The sequence below is a fragment of the Niabella ginsenosidivorans genome (assembly GCF_001654455.1).
GTDB lineage: Bacteria > Bacteroidota > Bacteroidia > Chitinophagales > Chitinophagaceae > Niabella > Niabella ginsenosidivorans.
On the sequence record NZ_CP015772.1, the window covers coordinates 4,617,001 to 4,636,198 of the forward strand.

Sequence of the window (19,198 nt, forward strand, 5' to 3'; positions counted from 1 at the left end):
TTTGTGTCCCTGTTTCAAAATCTGTTCAGAAGCTCAGGTCAATACCAAACGTATAAGTGCGCATAATGGGGAACGCGCCACGTTGGTAACCGCTGATCAGCGGCGAATTATACAAACCGCTGGTTACTCTTGCCTCCGGGTTGATGCCCCTGTAACCTTTGCCCATTATATAGAAAAGATTATCGCCGGACGCATATATTCTTAAGCCGTTTAAGCCGATATGCTTTAAGGTTTTGCTTTGAAACTTGTAGCCGATGATCAGGTTTCTTAAGGAGGCATAAGAAGCACTTTCCAAAACATAATCTGTCAGCATCCAGTTTTCCCCGTTGGTAAAATAAGGTGTTTTGCCATCGCCGGGATACATAGCGCTTACCCAGCGCTGATCAGTATTGACCAGCTTATTGAACTTTTTAGTTTCATTATAATACAGGTCGCCATTTATCAGCTTCCCACCCTGTGAGCCCTGTATCAGCATGCTGAAATCAAAATTTTTATAGGTAATGGTGTTGTTAAAACCCCATGTAAAATCAGGGAACGGATTGCCTAACGGTACGCGGTCGTTGGCATCGATCGCATTATCACCATTTATATCTACGTACTTTAAACCGCCGGCCTGAAAATACTTTGATAAGGTACTGGTAAGCCCGGCAGCCTTTGCATCAGCAATTTCCTTATCTGAAAGCCAGACCCCGTTTGTCTTATAACCAAAAAACTGGATAGCAGGCTGGCCTACAATGGCAGCATACACTTCGTTACGCTCCCCATAATTATACTGGTAAGGCTCACCACCTAATGCAAGCAATGTATTTTTATTTCGGGTGAAGTTGACGGAAGTGCTCCATGTTATATTTTTCGTTTGCACCGGCACACCGCCTAATTCAATTTCCACCCCTTTATTACGCAGCTTACCAATATTATTAATATACTGGTTAGAGCCGGTAAAGGACATGGTAGCCTGGTTGTACAGCAATCTGTCTGTAACCCTGTTATACCAGTCTAAAATTAACGTGAGGCGATTGCTGAACATACCCAGGTCGAGACCTGTGTTAAACTCGAACGTGCGCTCCCAGGTGATCAGCGGGTTGGCCAGTGTATTGGAGTTGGGCGATAAACCCAGTATTACAGACCCGGTACCGGTACCAAAAGCATAATTAGCCGGATACAGCAGATCCATATAAGAGAAACTCGGTATCCGGTTATTTCCTGTAGCGCCATAGCTGGCCCTTATCTTTAAATTATTGACGCTTTTAACAGCTTTGAAAAAAGGCTCCTGGCTAATGGCCCAGCCACCGGATATGGAAGGGAAATACCCCCATTTATGTCCGGGTGCAAAATAAGAGCTGCCGTCTGTCCGGAAACTTGCCGCAACCAGGTATTTGCTTTTATAATCATAGGTAACGCGGCCCAGGTAAGACAACAATCCTATTTTATCCTTTAAGGTATAGGTAAGCGCCGGATCGATCTGGCCAGCCTGGTTCATGGTTTTAAAATCTTCTGTAGGAAAATTACGCCCTACCATATTTGACGTATCCTTCCAGGTCTGCTGTGCCGTAAAACCCACTAACGCCGTAATATTATGATTGCCGAACCGTTTATTATAGTTTAAAGTATTTTCCCAAAGCACATCCTTGTAATTCCTGTCATTAAAAATGGCGTAATTCAGATCCCCGTCCTTTTCTGCATTGCTTTGCACAAATGTCCGGTCGTTCTGCTGCATATAATACCCTGACAGTGCAGTTTTAAAGACCAGCCGGGGAATGATCTCATAAGACAGATCCACACCGCCTAACATACGGTAGGATTCCACATATCTTTTTTCCCTGTCAGCAATAGAAAGCGGTGTATTATTGGATGTGGACCAGGGTATAACCGGGCCATTGCTGGACCACAGTGTACCATCCGGCATCCTGCCGGAATAGGGAAGTCCGTTAAAATGCCGGGCCTGGGCATAATCCCCGGGTAAAATATCGGCCCATTGGGGATTCTGTTGTACAAACTGCGCTGTATAATTGGTATGGTATAACGGAACAAATGAGTAGGTCCGGAAGTAGTCTGTATAATTAACAGTAGGCCGGTTTGTTTTAATATAGCTGGGGTTAAAATTGAAGCTCAGTTTTACTTTCTTGCTCAGATTTGCGTCCAGCCTGGCCTTCATGGTTCCCCGGGTGTTATCGCTGAATTTCATAACACCCACATCTTTCTGATATCCTGCGCTCAGGTAATACTTTACTTCTTTTTTACCACCCGATACGCTGAACTCTGCATTGGATATATTTGAGTTTTGCAGGCCCAGCTCCTGCCAGTTGGTGGGCGCACCGGTGATCTGGTTTTCCAGGATATAGGCGGCCTGCTCCTGGTCTGATATCAGGTTCCGCCTGTTTGCAGCAACTGTTGTATCATTGGCCCGCATAGCTGCTTCGCGATACAGTTTCTCAGCATACTCGCTAAAGGTCATAATAGGGTTCAGCTTATAGGGCTTCCTGGTACCGTAATACACTTTAAAATTATACCTGGGGCGGTCTGCTGCCCCGCTTTTGGTGGTAATAATAATTACGCCGTTGGCCGCACGCGACCCGTAAATGGCCGCTGCTGCCGCATCCTTTAAAACCTCTACAGAAGCCACATCCTGCGGATTCACAAAGGACAATCCATCCGGCACCGGGTAGCCGTCTACCACTACCAATGGGGATGAATTGGCACTGATGGAGCTGAAGCCCCGTATGCGCACCACAGGATCGGCGCCTACTTCTGAAGTCACATTCTGAATGGTAACGCCGGCTATTTTACCAATAAGTGCATTATCCAGCCGTGAGGTTGGGATCTCATCCAGGTTTTTATTAACCAGCTTGCTGACCGCACCGGTAATGGCAGACCGGGATTGTGTACCATAACCAATGACCACCACTTCATCCAGGTTGTTCATCTTTTGGGTAAGGGTCACCTTCACCGTGCCCGCTTCAGTAATGCCCCGGGCAAACGGCAGATACCCTATATGGTCAAATTGAAGGATTTTGCCCTTTTCCACAGTAATGCTAAAGGCACCGGTGGAATCAGTAACTGTTCCGCCTTTTGCATCTTTTATGGTTACGGAAACACCGCCCAGGGGTTCTCCTGAAGTGCTTGTTACAACGCCCTTCACTTTTACTTTGGTTTGCGCATAGCCTGAAGCAGGCAGCCATACCATAAGGGCAAAGACAAGTATATAAATAAGGCAAGATTTCAGTTTCATAATATATGTATTAGGATAAACCAGGAAATCGCAATCGCTTTTTATAAATTTGGTTTACCAAAAATTGGTTTACCAAATTTATTGACACTAAAGTTCCCGGCCAAATTTTTTTAGGCAGGTTGTGTTCACTTCAATCTCAGCAAAACGCCGGCAGCTGATCGTTTATAAAGCGGAGCCGGCTACCATCAGGAAAAGCTAACGCCCCCGTTTATGTCAATATTGGCGCCGGTAATAAAGCTGGCCTCATCAGAAGCAAGGTAAGCCACCAGGTCCGCTACTTCTTCTGCTTTTCCTTCCCGTTTTAAAGGAGTGCCATTGGCCACATTTGCCCTTACCTCGGGTTTGGTAAACGTATCATGAAAGGTAGTAGCGATCATGCCGGGCGCTACTGCATTCACTCTTACATTCTTAGGGCCGAATTCTTTTGCCAGTGCCCGGGTATAGGTCATTAAAGCTCCTTTGGAGGTGGCATAGGCGCTGGCACCCGGCCCGCCCCCATCGCGCCCTGCAAGCGAGGTAAAATTGATGATTGCTGCACCCGGTGGCATATACGGTGTTACCGCTTTCACACAAAGGAACACCGATTTCAGGTTCAGGTCCATCACCTGATCCCAAAAGGCCTCATCCATTTCGGCAGTTGTTTTCCGGGCAACCAACCCGCCGGCAACGTTCACCAGTATATGTATAGCATCTCCAAAAGCGTTCCTGGCAGCGCTGACCATATTGGCCACATCAGCCGCTTTGGTCATATCTCCACTTACAATAATGCCTTCCCCACCGGCTTCTTTTATTTGTTGCAACGTTGCTTCCCCGTTCTCTTTGCTGCCATAATAATTTACCACCACCTTTGCGCCTTCCTTTGCCAGCTTTACAGATACGGCACGGCCAATGTCCCTGGAACCACCGGTAACGATGGCTACTTTGTTTTTAAATCTCATACTTCTATTGTTTTAATTTATCCGGATTTGATGAAATAAATCTTATGGTGATCCATGAAAGCGGTACCAAAACTGCAGCCAGCACAAAAAAAGAAGTATAGCCCGTTTTGGTGATCACCGGCACTGCCCATGTGGTCATCAGCGTTCCGATAACGGCCGCTGTGCCCCCCATGCCGGCAACGGTTCCCACATTCTTACCATTGAAATAATCGCTGGGTAGTGTCTGAATATTATTGATCAGGAACTGGAATCCAAAGAGCGTGCACCCGATCAGCACCATTGCAAACATGGGCATGCTTTTTAACTGATCTAAAAAATAAACAATAGCAACCAGCGACAACAGCATGATCAGGCAGCCCAGCCCTATTGCATTTTTACGGGCCTTATGCGCTTCCACTCCTTTTTTGATCTGCCAGGAAGAATGGAAGCCGCCCAGCAAACCGCCAATGGCCGCAAATAAATAGGGCACCCATGCAAATGCGCCTATTTGCTGAATGTCGAACAGGAATTGCTCTTTCAAAAAAGTGGGCAGCCAGGTTACAAACAACCACCATACCGGGTCAATAAAAAAGCGGGCGCCGATAATGCCCCAGGTGTTCTTTATTGCCAGCAGCTCTTTCCATGTCAACACCTTTTCTTCCCTGCCTTCAGCAATATTCTTTTTTGTTTCATCAGAAAAAATATATTCTTTTTCTGATGCGGTTATATTCGGATGCGTGGCCGGCGTCGATTTATTGATCAGCAGCCAGGGCAGCAGCCAGAGAATGCCCAGTATGCCGATCAGCACGAAGGTCATTTTCCAGCCGAACGCAACATAGACCAGTGCGATAATAGGCGCGGAAATAACCGATCCCAGAGAAGCGCCGGCGCCAAAGATGCCCTGGGCAATGGCGCGTTCCTTTGCAGGAAACCATTCCGCATTGCTTTTGGTGGCCCCGGGCCAGTTGCCCGCCTCAAAAAAGCCCAGGAAAAAACGGAATACATTAAAGGACAGCAAACCGCGGGCAAATGCATGCAGCGCAATAGACAGGCTCCAGCCTACTATTGACAAGCCCATTCCCAGTCTGGTGCCGATATTATCCATGATCTTGCCCATAAAGGTCTGGCCAATGGCATAGGCGATCATGAAGAAGGTGGTAATTAAGGCCAGGGCATTTTTGCTATCGGCCGCTGCAATACCAAAATCATGATAGATATAAGGCCATAAAATATTAATAGCGCTCCGGTCAATATAATTGATGATCGTTGCAAGTGCGATCAACCCGATAATGTACCAGCGCAATCCTCTTATCTTCATGATCATTTTATTTGTGTTAGCGGAATATTGCTTACCCCCTTACCCGCATGCTGCGCAGTATTATCTGCATAAACAACAGTGCCGGTTACTTCCCCGTTACTGCTTTTCAGTCTTACATTAATGGCATAGCCCGGGGCATTTACTTCAGATATATTATTCTTAAATACATTATTATTGCCCCAGCCGGCGTAAGCGCAGTTTACCTGGTAGCCATCCAGGAAGTTGGGAGCAGACGGGTTGATGCCCTTATTATTTTCAATGCGGTAATTATTGCCTTTGATATCCATCCAGCTATCCGCACTGTTCTCGCCGCTTATGCCTGCTGCATTAAAAGTATTGCCATCAATCAGTCCGCCCGTTGTTCCCTCCTTCACATCAATACACTCAGCGGTTACGTTGGGACCAATGGTATTATTCAATACTTTATTATCATCGCAATGATCCGGTTTACCGGCTGTATATTTTTCCCAGTTATTTTTAGCGCTGCCGATATAAATGCCTTCTCCATAACCGGGCCGGTTCAGCCCTGTGTTATTGATCGTTGAATTTTGAATGATATTGTGACTGCTGAACGTTCTGAAATGCACTCCCTCCTCACCTGTCTGCGTTACCAAAATACCATCTATGATATTGTTATCAGCGCCATCTGTCATAAGCCCTTTCAACCCGTTTTTTAAAGTAAAGCCCCTCAAATGCCAGTAGCTTGCTTTTAATTGCAATACATACCCCGTGGTTATATCACCTGCATCCAGCACCGCATTCCTGCTACCGGTTAACACGATGGGATTTTTTTCGCTGCCCGGGTTTTCAATAACAAATTTTCCGGAATAAACAGCATCTTTTAAAACAATGGAATCGCCCGGTTTTGCAGCAGACAGCGCCGCTTTTAACTCAGCAGCGGTAGCAACAGTGATCACACGTACGTTTTCAGACGGAAGCACTGCTGCCATTTTATTTTTAGCGCTGCATGCAGTGCATAATATAATGAGTAAAGCGGCAATAGATCCTTTCATCTGTTCATTTTTTATTTGCAGCTTCGCTGCGATCTTTATTTGTCAGATGGAACGCCTCATCATCATTCCTGTTTAATAATCTTTTATAGGGGCGTTTCATATACCGAGCTCTTTTAAAAAATGAATGATCTCTTTATTGACCCTCCTGTTTTCCTCAGCGCTGAACTTGCCATGCAAGCCGCCGGGAACGGTGATGAATTGACTTTTAACACCTGCTTCATCCAGCTTTTTCTTTAGATCCACCGATTGCTGATAGGGAACCGTGGGGTCGGCATCGCCATGCACCATAAAAACAGGCGGGCTTGTTTTGTTTACCAGGTATAAGGGCGAAACGGACCGGATAAAATTTTCATCATTTGCTCTATTCCCCAGCCACAGACCTACCGATTTGCTTTTCCAGGCCTTTACATCGGTAATGCCATATTTATCAATGATCGCTGCAACCTTTACCGGATTTGCTGTGGAACAGTTCGTATCAAACCCGTGCTCATTGCCCAGTAAACCGGCTACCAGGGCCAGGTGGCCGCCGGCAGAGCTACCCATAATGACGATTTTGTTTATATCAATATTTAATTCTGTTGCATGATTGACCAGGTAAATAACGGCACAGCGCGCATCTTCTACAGCAGCAGGAGCTGTTGCCTGCCCGCTCAGCCGGTACTCTATATTGGCAACTGCATAGCCGTTTTTGAAGAAGGTACTGAATCCGGTCTGTGATTCCTTGGTGCCATGATTCCAGCCGCCGCCATGTATATTAATAATAACAGGGGTAACCCCTTTTTCTTTTGGAGGTAAATAAAGATCCATTTTGCCCTCCCAGCTGCCTGCCTTTGTATAAATGACATTTAGCTGTTCGGAATATCCCGGGGGGTAGACTACTTTCTTTACTGCTGCCGTATCCTGCGCTATTGAAGCAATGACCGGCAGGATGCAATAAAGGAATAACAGTACCTGTTTCATGCTTAACAATTATTTTAAAAAATCTTCCCTGTGCGGACTAAACACGTCTATTAACAGGCCGGCTTCTTTACAAACGCAACCGTGTACGATATGCGGTGGTACATAATAGCCATCGCCCTTTTTAATCGTTTTCTTTTCATCACCAATGGTCAGTTCAAAAACACCGCTTTCCACATAGGTAACCTGTGTATGAGGGTGCTGGTGCAGCGCTCCAACGGCCCCTGCTTCAAACTTTGCTTTGACCAGCATGATCTGATCATCATAACCATATACCTGCCTTTGCACGCCGTTGCCCAGATCCTCCCAGGTTATTGCATCTTCAATTTGAAAAAGATCGCTTTGTAACATTATTTCAGATTTATAAAATTATTTTTATCATTATAGTTGATCGTTACCCGGTATTCCTTCTTTCCGTTAACCCAAAACACAATGGTCTTTTTCCCTTCAGAGTTGTTTATAAGCGTTACACCCGATATGGCCGGAACCGCTCCCGTTACCGTTTCGTAAACCGGATCGGTAACCCCATGTGTTTCTGTAATGCTGACCAGGGTAGCATTGCCGCTGCTTTTACGGGAAAGCATGAAAGCCCTGCTTGTGGTAAGGTTCATTGCCGGGTCATTAGCCCCTGTGGTCACAAAGTTTACCGTCAGCGGATTTTCAGAAGTAAAATGAGTGGTATAAAAACGGTTCTTATTTAAAAAGGTTATAGAACCGGCCTCCTTATTGAGCGCAGCGGCAGCATTCAGCCATATATGCTGATAGCCGAACTTGTCGCCCATCGGTTTCAGTTCACCGGCAAACGCTTTGAACTGAAAAGAAGCATCCACCAGCTGGCCATTGTACCAGAACGGCAGATCGTATTGATGCTCCCCGTTCGATAATGCGGTAAAAACATCCAGCAGCAATGGCTTTTTTAATTCAGGGATCGTTATCAGCGCCGTTACCCGGTTCAGTACCACGCCTTCATACGCATTTTTTTCTTCAGCGCTCATCACCTGCAACCCGGGTTTCGCATTAAAATAAACCAGATCAGGATGCGTGGCCTGCGCCTGTTCCAGGCTGCCTTTAAAATCGGATACCCTGTCTACCACCAATGTGTTATGTGCCACCGTTTGCTTGGCCCATGAATTATTTTCAGGCAGGTATCCACCACCCCCTTTTGATTCTATATTTAAAAAACGTGCAGCGCCATAGTCGCTAAAGACTTCAGTACCGTTATCGTAATACAACAGGTTCAACCGGTCAAAATGACCATGTCCCATGCCCTGGGTGGTCGCTTTCAGCACCACGCATTGCTGGTCTGTATTTGGGCCGTCCCGTAAAATGCCAAGTCCGCCAGCCTTTCCGTCAGCACCATCGCTCAGCCATTCAGAAACATATTTAAACGGCGTTGCTTTTTTTTCATAGACTGCTTTTGCCACCTTTAAGCCTGCATCAGAAACAATGACCCGTCCCTGCTGTTGAGCAACATCCAGCAGGTCATTACTGTTATTAATATCACTATAGGCAATATCAACCCCGTACACCAGCTCCCAGGTTTCAGAAGTTTTATCTTTAATGGCATCATTCAGAGGGAAAATGGCGCCGTTTGTATAGGTGCATTGCAGCATGCTGTTGATGGCTTTTGCAAGCAGCTTATTCCGGTACTCAAAAACATGCAGCCGGGGCTGATGGTTCTGTATGGCTTTTGCAAAGATCAAAAACGGGAAAAGCGCATAGCGCTGGTAGTAGGGACCCTCTGCATAATAGCCATCCGGGGAAAACAGCTGATCCAGTTGCGCCCAGTAACCGCTTTTACCATCCAGCTTTGATCCTTTTAAGGCCATCTGCACATATTCAGGTTTGTTCAGTACATATCCGGTAAGGCCTACAGCAGCCAGGCACCAGGTTCCATGGTTATGAATGCTGTTAAATATATATGCACAATGCCCCGTAAAAAATTGCAGTATGGGAAGGAATAAATGCGCTTCGATCTCCTCCCGGTCTTTTGGATCAATAGCATCATACACCAGATCATACCCCTGTATGGTATAAACCTGCCATACAAAATCATTCAGGCTCTGCCAGAAAATCCTGCCGCTTTCCTTATTATTTTTACGTGCGGGGTGCAGTGGCCAGCTTTCATACTTCGCAGCGTACTGCAACAGCAGCTCTTTTACATAATCAGCATACTTTTTATTGCCCGTTAACTGATACACAATACCGCAGTTCAGGATGCCGGTATAATTTTTTTTATGCTGCTCGTGCGTAACGCCACCGCCCCCATCTTTTGGCACAGGTACGGTGACGGGCTGGGCTATTGCTGCATCTGCTGCTGCTTTTATTTCCCGGTAAGACCTTTTGAGCAACGGATACCGGTTAACTCCTGCTCTAAGAGCCGGCACCTGTTCCCCAGTGATCATGATGCCGGGATGTTTTTGCCCGGACACCGCTAAAGAAAAAAGCAGGCAGGCGAAAAAGTATATAATTTTCAAATGGCGCATTCGTTATAAAATAAGTACCGGATCAAAAAGAGTTACTGTTTTTTGGCAATAAGTTTTTTGGCCTCGAAGCCAGCTTTACTTATTTGCCAGATATCGTTCAGATGCTCTGCCATTGCTTTTTCGGCGGCTGCTACATTCCTGTCTTCAATAGCCTTTACTATTTTTTTGTGCTCCGGCACCGATGTTTTGCTCCTGTTCTTGCCGCATACGTTGTTCTCTACAATATTTTTTATAAGATCGGGGATCAGGATGAGGATCATGGATTCAATGGCCGGGTTCTTGGTGGCTTTGGCAATCTTTATATGAAGTACCATATCCTCCTCTACCGCACTGCCGCTGCGTTTTACCTTGTTCTCAAAATCAGCTGCCGCCTTCTTTATTTCCCGCAGGTCTGCATCCGTATGTCTTTCGGCTGCCAGTTTTGCGGAGGCCAGTTCCAGATAATAGCGTGCCTCGATCAAAGCATTAAAATCGTCTTTATTAAAATTGATGATATCCGTAATAATATTGTCCAGGATATTGATGCCCAGTCCGGCCACATAGGTACCGCTTTGCGGGCTTGTTTTCAGCAGGCCATAGAACTCCAGCTTTAAAATGGCTTCCCGTATATAGCTGCGCCCCACGCCAAACTGCTCTGCCAGTACGCGCTCTGCGGGCAGGCGGTCGCCCGGCTTTAGCTGGCCACCGATGATCAGCTGTTTTAACTGGCCGATAATCTTATCCACCGGCGACTCGATCTGTATTGCTTTAATATTGTTTAATATTGTAGTGTCCATATAAATATTGGTTTACCAAAAATTGGTTTACCAAATTTAGGAAGAATTCAATCAATCTCAAAAAGATTTTTGTGATTTTTAAAAAACAAAGGCACACAAGTAAATAGCCCGCTTTTTATCTGTTGAAAACATTCTGACCATTCTTTAAAGTAATTTACCCTGCCATCCGTCTTAAATTACTGATGCAGGAGCAAAAACTGTCAATATTGGCGGAGGAAAAGGATCAAAATATCATCCAGGCCGTAAAAGACTACGGTAACCGGCTTTTTGGATTTATTCGCAAAAATGTGAATACAGATGCAGATGCCGAAGATATTTTGCAGGATGTGTGGTATCAGTATGCCAATGTAAGCGCTACCCAAACCATTGAACAGGTGAGTGGCTGGCTGTTTAAAGTTGCCCGCAATAAAATCACCGACAAATACCGGAAAAAAAAAGCAGACCTGATTGATGATTACCAGTACGAAAATGAAGACGGGGAGGTACAGTTCAGGGAACTGCTCTTTACGCTGGATAACGACCCTGAGCTGGCGGATATAAAGAAGTTGTTCTGGGAAGAGTTGTTTGGCGCCCTGGATGAACTGCCGGAAAACCAGCGACAGGTATTTGTGCTGAATGAGCTGGAAGACATGACCCTGCAGGAAATTGCCGATCAATACGGAGAGAATATTAAAACGATCATCAGCCGGAAACGTTATGCCGTTCAGCATTTGCGCAACCGCCTGCAATATTTATATGATGAGCTCATTAATTATTAAATTACATTATTATGAATTATAAAAGAAGAAGGCCCCCGGCATTTGTTTTTATCTTTATTGCCGCTATTGCGCTCCTTGCAATCGGGGGGCTGGTGATGCTGCTCTGGAATGCTATACTGCCGGATCTGCTCAACACAAAAAGGATCAGTTACTGGCAGGCTGTTGGCCTGCTGGTGCTCACTAAAATTTTGCTGAGCCCGTTTCGCCCGGGAGGAGGCCCCAAAAAACATTTCGGACCGGGAGAGCGGCTGCGTGAAAAATTTAAACAAATGACCCCGGAAGAACGGCAGCAGTTCCGGAAACAATGGAGAGAACGATTCCGGAATGACTGGAGAAATCATTGCACACCGGGAAATGAAGCCGGTAATGAATAAATGCACTCTTACTAAACTACATAAAAAATGAATTATGAACACAAGCGGATACACCCGGCCAAAGTATAATGTACCGATCAATATCGAGGAAAGAGACGATTGTTACCGGTTAACCGTTTATGCAACCGGCTTTCCAAAGGATCGGATTACAACAGTGGTTACTAATGATGTCCTTACGATAAGAGGGGAGCGCGATTATGCTGAGGAGGCGCATATAGAATTTATCAAGCAGGAATTTCCTGTTAAATCCTTTGAGCGCTCCTTACACTTAAACGGTATGATAGAAACAGATTGCATTTCCAGCCGGTTTGAAGAAGGTGTATTAACGGTTTTTTTACCAAAGAAACAGGAAACAACCCTGCGGCACATCAGGAAGCAGCTTGATATTGCCATTCTGGGTTAAAGATCCCGCAGTTTAAAGAGAATCAACCATTGCCTCTTAAAACCACTTATCATTCCCCCTATTTACAGCCTTGGTAATCACTGGCCTTTTACTTTTGAAGTTCTTTTTCTTATCCTGCTAAGGCTTTCAGGCTCTATGCCCAGCAAGGAGGCGATGTACTTTAAAGGCACCCTTCTCATTATTTCCGGGTCATTCTGCAACAGTTCCAGGTAACGTATTTCAGGCGATTTTAAACGGCGCTGCGTGGTCATCTGAACCTCGTTAATAAAAAGCGCTTCAGCCATTTTTCTTCCAAGCCGTTCAAAAATCTTTGCTTTATTATAGCTCTCCTGCATTTTATCAAAATGCATCCGGAACAGCGTTGTGTCTTCCAGTGCTTCAATACAGACCATGGAAGGTTGTCTTGTAAGAAAAGCCGCGTATTCTGAGACCCACATGTTTTCCCGGAATACCCGGAAGGTCTGCTCTTTACCATCTGTTTCCCCGTAATAGCGCACCAGCCCTTTATCAATATAGTACACATAATTTACCGGCTCGCCTATACGAACGATCTTCTCATACTTTTTGAAGGTTCTTATTTCCATCAATGAAAGAAAATAGGCCAGTTCCTCCTCAGTAAAAGACAGAATGCTCCTCAGGTTCCTGATCAGGTTGTCAAACATATGGTCTGTTTTTTTACAAAACGATTATTATCAATTATCTGTCTTGCAAATATTGTTCCTTATTATTTTCTTTTGAAAGATGTTCCCATTGCGTACCGTATTCCACCAAGAAGATGTTTCAGGAATAAGGGATCTGTATAGGATTCATCCGTATGCCCCAGGGCCGTATAAAATACCCGGCCGCCTTCAAAATTATGATACCAGGCCATAGGATGGAAATGACCGTTCTTACCCCCTTCATAGCTGGCTTCATCAATAGTAATCAGTACATGCAGTTCCTTATTAATCTCTTTAAAATTGTACCATTCATCTTTTCGGGTCCATTTTTCAGGCAGGTGCTGCGTACTGCTGTGCTTTCTGTCTACCACATCCAGCACAGCCGTTTGTTGTTTGGGATGATCCAGGAACCAGGCTCCCATCATCCTGTTATACCACGGCCATTCATACTCTGCATCCGTAGCAGCATGAATGCCAACAATACCGCCCCCGTTATGTACATAATCCTGCAAGGCCTTTTGCTGATCACTATTGAACAGGGTGCCGGTGGTGCTCAGAAAAATAATAGCCGCATATTTTTCCAGGTTGGTTTTATTAAAGGCCGCAGCATCCCTGGTGCTGTCCACATCAAACCCGTTCTCTGATCCCAGTTTATAAATGGCCGGCAGGCCCTTTGCTATCGATTCATGATAAAATCCGGCTGTTTTATAAAAAACCAGCACCCGGGGAGCCGCAGCCCATATCTCCGAAGCCAGCAGTAAAACGCCTAATAACAACCCTGTTCTTTTCATATCCGGTTCTTTAATCGTTTATTCAATGGCCTAAAGATAAGTTGCCTTTCCTAAACTCTGCACGGTTGTCCACAATTGTTAGCAATTGTTAATATGGCTTCCACAGATAATTCAGGCGATAATCGTTAATTTTGCGTTTTATAACTAACTATATTTAATATTTTTTCAATATGAAAGAGATTGTGTTCTCACTACCTCAGGAAGCCTTTGGAACTGCCACCGCAGCCGTTTTGCTCGGAGATTTTAATAACTGGGACATTGATAAGGCTATCGCCCTAAAAAAAGACAAAGACGGTTTTTGGAAAGCCTCTGTAAAGTTAAAACCCGGGCATACTTATGAATACCGTTTTCTGTTAAATGACGGTCGCTGGGTGAACGACTGGGCCGCCAAAGGCTATGTGCACAAGCATCATTTTGGCATTGATAATTCAGTAATTACTGTAGAAGAAGATGTGATCGTAACAGCTCCGGAAGCCGATACAAAGGTAAAAGCTGAAACAGCAGGCAAAACCAAAAAGGCCCCTGCAAAAAAGACCAAAAAAGCGGTAACGATTATAAAGAACGATCTTACAAAAATTGAAGGCATAGGGCCCGCAATTGCCAAATTACTGGAGCAGCAGGGGATCCAGTCCTTTAAAGATCTTTCAAAAGCAACCGGTAAAAAGTTAAAAGAGATTCTGAGCGCAGCAGGCAGCAAATTTGCCCTACACGATCCTAAAAGCTGGCCCAGGCAGGCAAAACTGGCTGCCGCTGAAAAATGGGATGAGCTGAAAGCGTTGCAGGATGAGCTTTTAGGCGGAAAATAAGGAATAAGAAACATTAAATAAGAAATGAGGAAGGAGCTCTTCATATTGAAAGACTTTTCTGTTCCTTATTTGTTATTCCTTATTGCTGATTTATTAACCGCTTTCTCACAAGAAACAGGCAGATCACCATACATACCAGGAACAGCATGCCCACCAGTTGGTGCAGGATGCTTAATATGAATTTATTTTCATTCAGGTAATTCATTAAAGCAAGAATGCCCAGCGTTACCTGTACCAATACAAAGAACACAGGTACAAAGCGCATCTTATACAATGCCGTTGTTTTGGGCAGTTTTGTTAAACGGAGCGTGTAACCAATTATTAAGAGGGTGATCAAATAGGCCAGGCCCCGGTGAATGAACTGGATGGTGATCAGGTTATGAGTAATATCGCTAAGGAAACCGCCTTCATTCAACATCGATGACACGGGGATCATGCTTCCGTTGATCGTAGGCCAGGTTATAGAAGCCTTACCGGCATGCGTACCCGCCATAAAGGCGCCATAGGTCAGTTGCAACGTAATGACCACCAGCAACAGGATATTAAAATTCCTGAGGCCGGTATTGTATGCAATCCGGTTATCCGGCACGGTCAGTTTTAAGGCAAACCAGACCACATAGCACAATAACAGCAACGCGGCCAGGAAGTGAATCGCTAAACGGATATGACTTACATATACCAGGTCTGTGCCTACCCCGCTCTTTACCATGATCCAGCCGATAGCCCCCTGCAGCCCGCCCAGCAAAAACAAAATGATCATGGGCCAGAGCATACTGCGGTCAATTTTCTTTTTCAGGATAAAATAAATAAACGGAATAATAAACACGATGCCCATCAGCCGTGCCCAGTCGCGGTGCAGCCATTCCCAGAAATAAATGGATTTAAAATCCTGCAAGGTAAAATAGTTGTGTATGTATTTATACTGGGCGATCTCTTTATATTTATTAAATGCCTCCTCCCAGGCGTGCTGGTTCATGGGGGGCAATGCTCCCAGAATGGGCTGCCATTCTGTAATAGAAAGCCCCGAACCGGTTAAGCGGGTAATTCCTCCTAACAAAACCTGTATAATGATCATACCGGCCCCAATAAACAGCCAGATGGCCACCGGTTTATTCCTTTGTAACTGCATAACGCGCAAAAGTATTAAATTATATGGTTTGGGCAGAAAATGAGTGGTCAGTTATCAGAATCGAGCAACCAGCATTGAGATGAGATATCGACTATGGGCTATGGACCATCGACCCGGAGTTATTAGTTTTCAATGATCAGCATCCAGAATCAAAATCCATGAACTATGAACCATAGGCCATGAACCAAAATTCAAATAACAATCGTTTATCTTTGCAAAAATTTTTTAAAGATGTTACAATTACAGGTATTGCGGCAGGATCCGGAGGCGGTTAAGAAAAAACTGGCAGTAAAGCATTTTAAGGATCTTGCGTTAGTAGATCAGATCATAGCGCTTGACGATGAACGTAAAAAAGCACAATTGGCCTTTGATACCCTCCAATCCACTGTAAACAGCGCATCCAAAGAAATAGGCCAGCTAATGGCCAAAGGCAATAAAGAAGCTGCTGAAGCAAAAAAAGCTGCAGTAGCTGAAGCAAAAGAAAAGCTCCAGCCGATCAGCGAGCAACTGGCCAATGCAGAAAAGCTGTTGCAGGAGCAGTTGGTATTATTACCCAACCTTCCTTCTGATCAGGTACCGGCCGGAAACAGCGCTGCTGAGAATGAAGTAGTGCGTGAAGGAGGTGATCAACCGGTGTTACCGGAAAACGCCGTTCCTCATTGGGACCTGATAAAAACGTTTGACCTGGTGGATTTTGAGACCGGCGCAAAGATTACCGGCAGCGGCTTTCCTTTATACAAAGGGCAGGGCGCCCGGCTGCAACGTGCATTGGTACAATACTTTCTCAATTTTAACCTGGATGCAGGTTATACAGAATACCTGCCGCCGTTTATGGTAAATGAAGCCTCTGCATTTGGAACGGGGCAATTACCAGATAAAGAGGGGCAAATGTATTATATGCCCGCCGATAATTATTATATGATCCCGACTTCTGAAGTACCGGTAACCAATATTTACCGGGACACAATGCTGAAACAGGAACAGTTTCCTGTAAAAATGACAGCATACTCCCCCTGCTTCCGCAGGGAAGCGGGCAGCTTTGGCAAGGATGTTCGTGGCCTGAACCGGGTGCATCAATTTGAAAAAGTGGAAATTGTCCAGATCACCCACCCGGAGAAAAGCTATGAAGCGCTGAACGAGATGGTGGCGCATGTTGAGAAACTATTGCAAAGCCTGGAATTGCCTTACCGCATTTTACGCCTTTGCGGCGGCGACATGTCCTTCACTTCTGCACTGACGTATGATTTTGAAATATACAGCGCTGCCCAGGAACGCTGGCTGGAAGTAAGCTCCGTATCCAATTTTGAAGCCTACCAGACCAACCGGTTGAGGATCCGTTTTAAGGACGAGAACGGCAAAACTCAACTGGCGCACTCCTTAAACGGCAGCTCCCTGGCCCTGCCCCGTATTTTTGCCGGCATTCTTGAAAACAATCAGCAGGACGATTTCATAAGGCTGCCGGAAGTGCTGGTGCCCTATTTTGGCAAAGCGGCTATTTCAAAATAGCCGTTTTACAAGCTGGCTGTTTACAATACCGCGCATACAGTGCGGCCGCCGGTTTTATAATTTTCCTCCGGATTTTTCCAAAAAACTTTACATTAGGTTTTTGAAACTCATATCCTGATGTATAAAGCTTTTACATGCGCCGTTTGTCTTTTTTATTCCGTTGCGGGTACAGCACAGAATTATGACCCCAATAAAACCTTTGCCCCCGGCTTTTACAGCCATAACGGCAATGAGTTTCGCTCTGCCGATGGCGCACCCGGGTCAAAGTATTGGCAAAACCAGGCTAACTATGCAATAGAAGCAACATTTGATACCACAACCAATGTGCTCAGCGGCAATGAAATAATTGAATACAGTAACAATAGTCCGGATAACCTGGAATACCTTTGGCTGGAGCTGGATCAGAATGCAGATAAGGAAGATGCCCGCGCCCAATCGCTGGCAAAGCCCGGCCAGGAAGCTGCACCTGATAAGGGTTTCCGGCTTTCCCGCGTAGTAGTGGAAAACAGCGGCCAGGTGCAGGAGGCCGATTATGTGGTGCAGGATACCCGCATGCAGATCCGGCTGGGAAATCCGTTGACCGCAGGAAAATCGCTAAGGCTGAAGATTGGTTTTTCATTTAAGCTGTTATCCTCCTCCGCAGGCGACCGGGCAGGAATTCTGCAAACAAAAAACGGGAAGATCTACGAATTCGGCTACTGGTTTCCGCGCATGTGCGTATACGATGATCTGAACGGCTGGAATACCCTGCCCTTTATTGGCGGAGGGGAATTTTATTTTGAATATGGCACTATTGATTACAAGATCACTGTACCGGCCGGCATGCTGGCGGTAGGCTCCGGGCAATTATTAAACGGGCAGGAGGTATTGAGCGACAGAGTGCTGGCTAACCTTTCAAAAGCCCGCCGGTCAGACAAAACGGTTATGATCCATCCGGCAGAGGCGGTAACACGGTCTTCAGTAACCAAAAAGACCAGCGGAACCGTAACCTGGCATTTTGCCATGAATAATACGCGTGATGCAGCTTTTGCCCTTTCCAGGGCTTTTATCTGGGATGGCGCAAAAATAAACCTCCCTTCCGGCAAAACAGCTTTTGCACAGTCCGTTTACCCGGAAGAAAGCATCCGGGATAAAAGCGAATGGCACCGTGCCACTGAATATGTAAAAGCCTCTGTTGAAGATTTTTCAAAAAGATGGTTTGAATATCCTTACCCCGAAGCCACCAACGTGGCCGGGCCCATAGGCGGTATGGAATTCCCGGCACTGGCATTTGATTATTATAAAGAAGGCGGCAAAGGATTATGGGCGCTGGTTTCCCATGAAATTGGTCATACCTGGTATCCCATGATTGTAGGTTCTGATGAACGCCGTTATCCGTTTATGGATGAGGGTTTTAACACCTTCATTGATATTTATGCACAGGAATATTTTAATAACGGTGAGTTCGCTCCCAAGCGCGATGGAGAGTATGCGCCCAAAGGCGGTAACCCGGCCGATGAGATCATACCGGTCATAAAAGCCACTAAGGGCGGCCCCACACTTTTAACTGCACCGGATGCTATGGATTATAAATATGTGCATCCGCTGGCTTATTTTAAAACCGCTTTTGGACTGGTACTGTTGCGGGAGGTCATTTTGGGCCAGGACCGTTTTGACTATGCCTTTCGTACCTATACAAAAAACTGGGCATTTAAACATCCATCCCCTGTGGATTTTTTCAGGTCGATGGAAAATGCCGCCGGAGAGGATCTGAGCTGGTTCTGGCGGGAATGGTTTTATAACAACTGGGAGCTGGATCAGGCAGTGGCCGGGGTAAAATATGTGGAGGGAGATCCCCAAAAGGGTGCGCTCATCACTATTGAAAACAAAGAACAAATGGTACTACCGTTGCCAATGGAAATAACCGAAACCAACGGGCATACGCAAACAATACAGGTACCCGTAGAAATATGGCAGCAAGGTGCTCAGCGAACCATCCGGGTCAGGACCACATCCCCGGTTACTTCTGTCATTATTGATCCCCGGCACCAGCTGCCGGACAGCCACCGCGAAAATAATGTATGGAAGAAATAATAT

Annotated in this window: 17 protein-coding genes; 6 read left to right on the top strand and 11 right to left on the bottom strand. The window is 45.6% G+C overall.

The window, feature by feature from the left end; genetic code table 11:
• Nucleotides 1-25 precede the first annotated feature (25 nt).
• The 8 genes from A8C56_RS19510 to A8C56_RS19545 all read right to left on the bottom strand — a co-directional run bounded on the left by A8C56_RS19510 (nt 26) and on the right by A8C56_RS19545 (nt 10,696).
• Nucleotides 26-3,229: a SusC/RagA family TonB-linked outer membrane protein gene (locus tag A8C56_RS19510; RefSeq protein WP_067759800.1), complete on the bottom strand. Its 3,204-nt coding sequence runs from the start codon at nt 3,227-3,229 to the stop codon at nt 26-28.
• A 185-nt stretch (nt 3,230-3,414) separates the two neighbouring features.
• A complete protein-coding gene (locus tag A8C56_RS19515; RefSeq protein ID WP_067759802.1) occupies nt 3,415-4,167 on the bottom strand; it encodes an SDR family NAD(P)-dependent oxidoreductase in 753 nt (250 codons plus the stop codon).
• A 4-nt stretch (nt 4,168-4,171) separates the two neighbouring features.
• Nucleotides 4,172-5,464, bottom strand: coding sequence for an MFS transporter (locus tag A8C56_RS19520; RefSeq protein WP_067762292.1), 1,293 nt, complete (start codon nt 5,462-5,464; stop codon nt 4,172-4,174).
• 2 nt (nt 5,465-5,466) lie between these two features.
• Nucleotides 5,467-6,477 carry a chondroitinase-B domain-containing protein gene (locus tag A8C56_RS19525; protein WP_067759805.1) on the bottom strand — a complete coding sequence of 337 codons (1,011 nt, stop codon included), beginning with the start codon at nt 6,475-6,477 and terminating at the stop codon, nt 5,467-5,469.
• 96 nt (nt 6,478-6,573) lie between these two features.
• A complete protein-coding gene (locus A8C56_RS19530) occupies nt 6,574-7,437 on the bottom strand; it encodes an alpha/beta hydrolase (RefSeq protein ID WP_067759807.1) in 864 nt (287 codons plus the stop codon).
• Between the two features lie 9 nt (nt 7,438-7,446).
• Nucleotides 7,447-7,785 carry a cupin domain-containing protein gene (locus tag A8C56_RS19535; protein WP_067759809.1) on the bottom strand — a complete coding sequence of 113 codons (339 nt, stop codon included), beginning with the start codon at nt 7,783-7,785 and terminating at the stop codon, nt 7,447-7,449.
• Nucleotides 7,785-9,839 carry a heparinase II/III domain-containing protein gene (locus tag A8C56_RS19540; RefSeq protein ID WP_218917206.1) on the bottom strand — a complete coding sequence of 685 codons (2,055 nt, stop codon included), beginning with the start codon at nt 9,837-9,839 and terminating at the stop codon, nt 7,785-7,787. The genes A8C56_RS19535 and A8C56_RS19540 overlap by 1 nt, the downstream gene beginning before the upstream one ends.
• A 113-nt stretch (nt 9,840-9,952) precedes the next feature.
• Nucleotides 9,953-10,696 (bottom strand): FadR/GntR family transcriptional regulator, encoded by a 744-nt coding sequence (locus A8C56_RS19545; protein ID WP_067759814.1) that lies wholly within the window; start codon nt 10,694-10,696, stop codon nt 9,953-9,955.
• A 182-nt stretch (nt 10,697-10,878) separates the two neighbouring features.
• On the opposite strand from A8C56_RS19545, the gene A8C56_RS19550 reads away from it, so the two are divergent.
• Genes A8C56_RS19550 through A8C56_RS19560 form a run of 3 tightly spaced genes read left to right on the top strand, consistent with a single transcriptional unit; the run spans nt 10,879 to nt 12,231 of the window.
• On the top strand, nt 10,879-11,454 hold the full coding sequence (locus A8C56_RS19550; protein WP_067759817.1) for an RNA polymerase sigma factor: 576 nt from the start codon (nt 10,879-10,881) through the stop codon (nt 11,452-11,454).
• Between the two features lie 11 nt (nt 11,455-11,465).
• Entirely contained in the window at nt 11,466-11,828 is a 363-nt protein-coding gene (locus A8C56_RS19555; RefSeq protein WP_067759820.1) for a hypothetical protein, read from the top strand.
• Nucleotides 11,829-11,862: 34 nt separating this feature from the next.
• Entirely contained in the window at nt 11,863-12,231 is a 369-nt protein-coding gene (locus A8C56_RS19560; protein WP_067759822.1) for an Hsp20/alpha crystallin family protein, read from the top strand.
• 77 nt (nt 12,232-12,308) lie between these two features.
• Here A8C56_RS19560 and A8C56_RS19565 read toward each other — a convergent pair whose 3' ends face one another.
• The gene (locus A8C56_RS19565; protein WP_067759824.1) at nt 12,309-12,893 is read right to left on the bottom strand and encodes a Crp/Fnr family transcriptional regulator; all 585 of its coding nucleotides are present in this window, start codon (nt 12,891-12,893) and stop codon (nt 12,309-12,311) included.
• Nucleotides 12,894-12,955: 62 nt separating this feature from the next.
• Complete coding sequence (locus A8C56_RS19570) at nt 12,956-13,681, bottom strand: ThuA domain-containing protein (RefSeq protein ID WP_067759827.1); 726 nt, start codon at nt 13,679-13,681, stop codon at nt 12,956-12,958.
• Nucleotides 13,682-13,851: 170 nt separating this feature from the next.
• Between A8C56_RS19570 and A8C56_RS19575 the strand changes: the two genes are divergently transcribed.
• Nucleotides 13,852-14,487: a helix-hairpin-helix domain-containing protein gene (locus A8C56_RS19575; RefSeq protein WP_067759830.1), complete on the top strand. Its 636-nt coding sequence runs from the start codon at nt 13,852-13,854 to the stop codon at nt 14,485-14,487.
• Nucleotides 14,488-14,566: 79 nt separating this feature from the next.
• On the opposite strand, the gene A8C56_RS19580 is transcribed toward A8C56_RS19575, so the two are convergent.
• On the bottom strand, nt 14,567-15,616 hold the full coding sequence (locus A8C56_RS19580) for a COX15/CtaA family protein (protein ID WP_067759833.1): 1,050 nt from the start codon (nt 15,614-15,616) through the stop codon (nt 14,567-14,569).
• 231 nt (nt 15,617-15,847) lie between these two features.
• Between A8C56_RS19580 and serS the strand changes: the two genes are divergently transcribed.
• Both serS and A8C56_RS19590 read left to right on the top strand, forming a co-directional pair.
• A complete protein-coding gene (gene serS / locus A8C56_RS19585) occupies nt 15,848-17,122 on the top strand; it encodes a serine--tRNA ligase (protein WP_067759836.1) in 1,275 nt (424 codons plus the stop codon).
• A 117-nt stretch (nt 17,123-17,239) separates the two neighbouring features.
• Entirely contained in the window at nt 17,240-19,195 is a 1,956-nt protein-coding gene (locus A8C56_RS19590) for a M1 family metallopeptidase (protein ID WP_067759839.1), read from the top strand.
• Nucleotides 19,196-19,198: the final 3 nt, after the last annotated feature.

Excerpts from the sequence above, each read along its gene's own strand:
- A8C56_RS19510 (WP_067759800.1), bottom strand. The coding sequence starts at position 3,229 with ATGAAACTGAAATCTTGCCTTATTTATATACTTGTCTTTGCCCTTATG.
- A8C56_RS19515 (WP_067759802.1), bottom strand. The coding sequence starts at position 4,167 with ATGAGATTTAAAAACAAAGTAGCCATCGTTACCGGTGGTTCCAGGGAC.
- A8C56_RS19520 (WP_067762292.1), bottom strand. The coding sequence starts at position 5,464 with ATGAAGATAAGAGGATTGCGCTGGTACATTATCGGGTTGATCGCACTT.
- A8C56_RS19525 (WP_067759805.1), bottom strand. The coding sequence starts at position 6,477 with ATGAAAGGATCTATTGCCGCTTTACTCATTATATTATGCACTGCATGC.
- A8C56_RS19530 (WP_067759807.1), bottom strand. The coding sequence starts at position 7,437 with ATGAAACAGGTACTGTTATTCCTTTATTGCATCCTGCCGGTCATTGCT.
- A8C56_RS19535 (WP_067759809.1), bottom strand. The coding sequence starts at position 7,785 with ATGTTACAAAGCGATCTTTTTCAAATTGAAGATGCAATAACCTGGGAG.
- A8C56_RS19540 (WP_218917206.1), bottom strand. The coding sequence starts at position 9,839 with ATGATCACTGGGGAACAGGTGCCGGCTCTTAGAGCAGGAGTTAACCGG.
- A8C56_RS19545 (WP_067759814.1), bottom strand. The coding sequence starts at position 10,696 with ATGGACACTACAATATTAAACAATATTAAAGCAATACAGATCGAGTCG.
- A8C56_RS19550 (WP_067759817.1), top strand. The coding sequence starts at position 10,879 with ATGCAGGAGCAAAAACTGTCAATATTGGCGGAGGAAAAGGATCAAAAT.
- A8C56_RS19555 (WP_067759820.1), top strand. The coding sequence starts at position 11,466 with ATGAATTATAAAAGAAGAAGGCCCCCGGCATTTGTTTTTATCTTTATT.
- A8C56_RS19560 (WP_067759822.1), top strand. The coding sequence starts at position 11,863 with ATGAACACAAGCGGATACACCCGGCCAAAGTATAATGTACCGATCAAT.
- A8C56_RS19565 (WP_067759824.1), bottom strand. The coding sequence starts at position 12,893 with ATGTTTGACAACCTGATCAGGAACCTGAGGAGCATTCTGTCTTTTACT.
- A8C56_RS19570 (WP_067759827.1), bottom strand. The coding sequence starts at position 13,681 with ATGAAAAGAACAGGGTTGTTATTAGGCGTTTTACTGCTGGCTTCGGAG.
- A8C56_RS19575 (WP_067759830.1), top strand. The coding sequence starts at position 13,852 with ATGAAAGAGATTGTGTTCTCACTACCTCAGGAAGCCTTTGGAACTGCC.
- A8C56_RS19580 (WP_067759833.1), bottom strand. The coding sequence starts at position 15,616 with ATGCAGTTACAAAGGAATAAACCGGTGGCCATCTGGCTGTTTATTGGG.
- serS (WP_067759836.1), top strand. The coding sequence starts at position 15,848 with ATGTTACAATTACAGGTATTGCGGCAGGATCCGGAGGCGGTTAAGAAA.
- A8C56_RS19590 (WP_067759839.1), top strand. The coding sequence starts at position 17,240 with ATGTATAAAGCTTTTACATGCGCCGTTTGTCTTTTTTATTCCGTTGCG.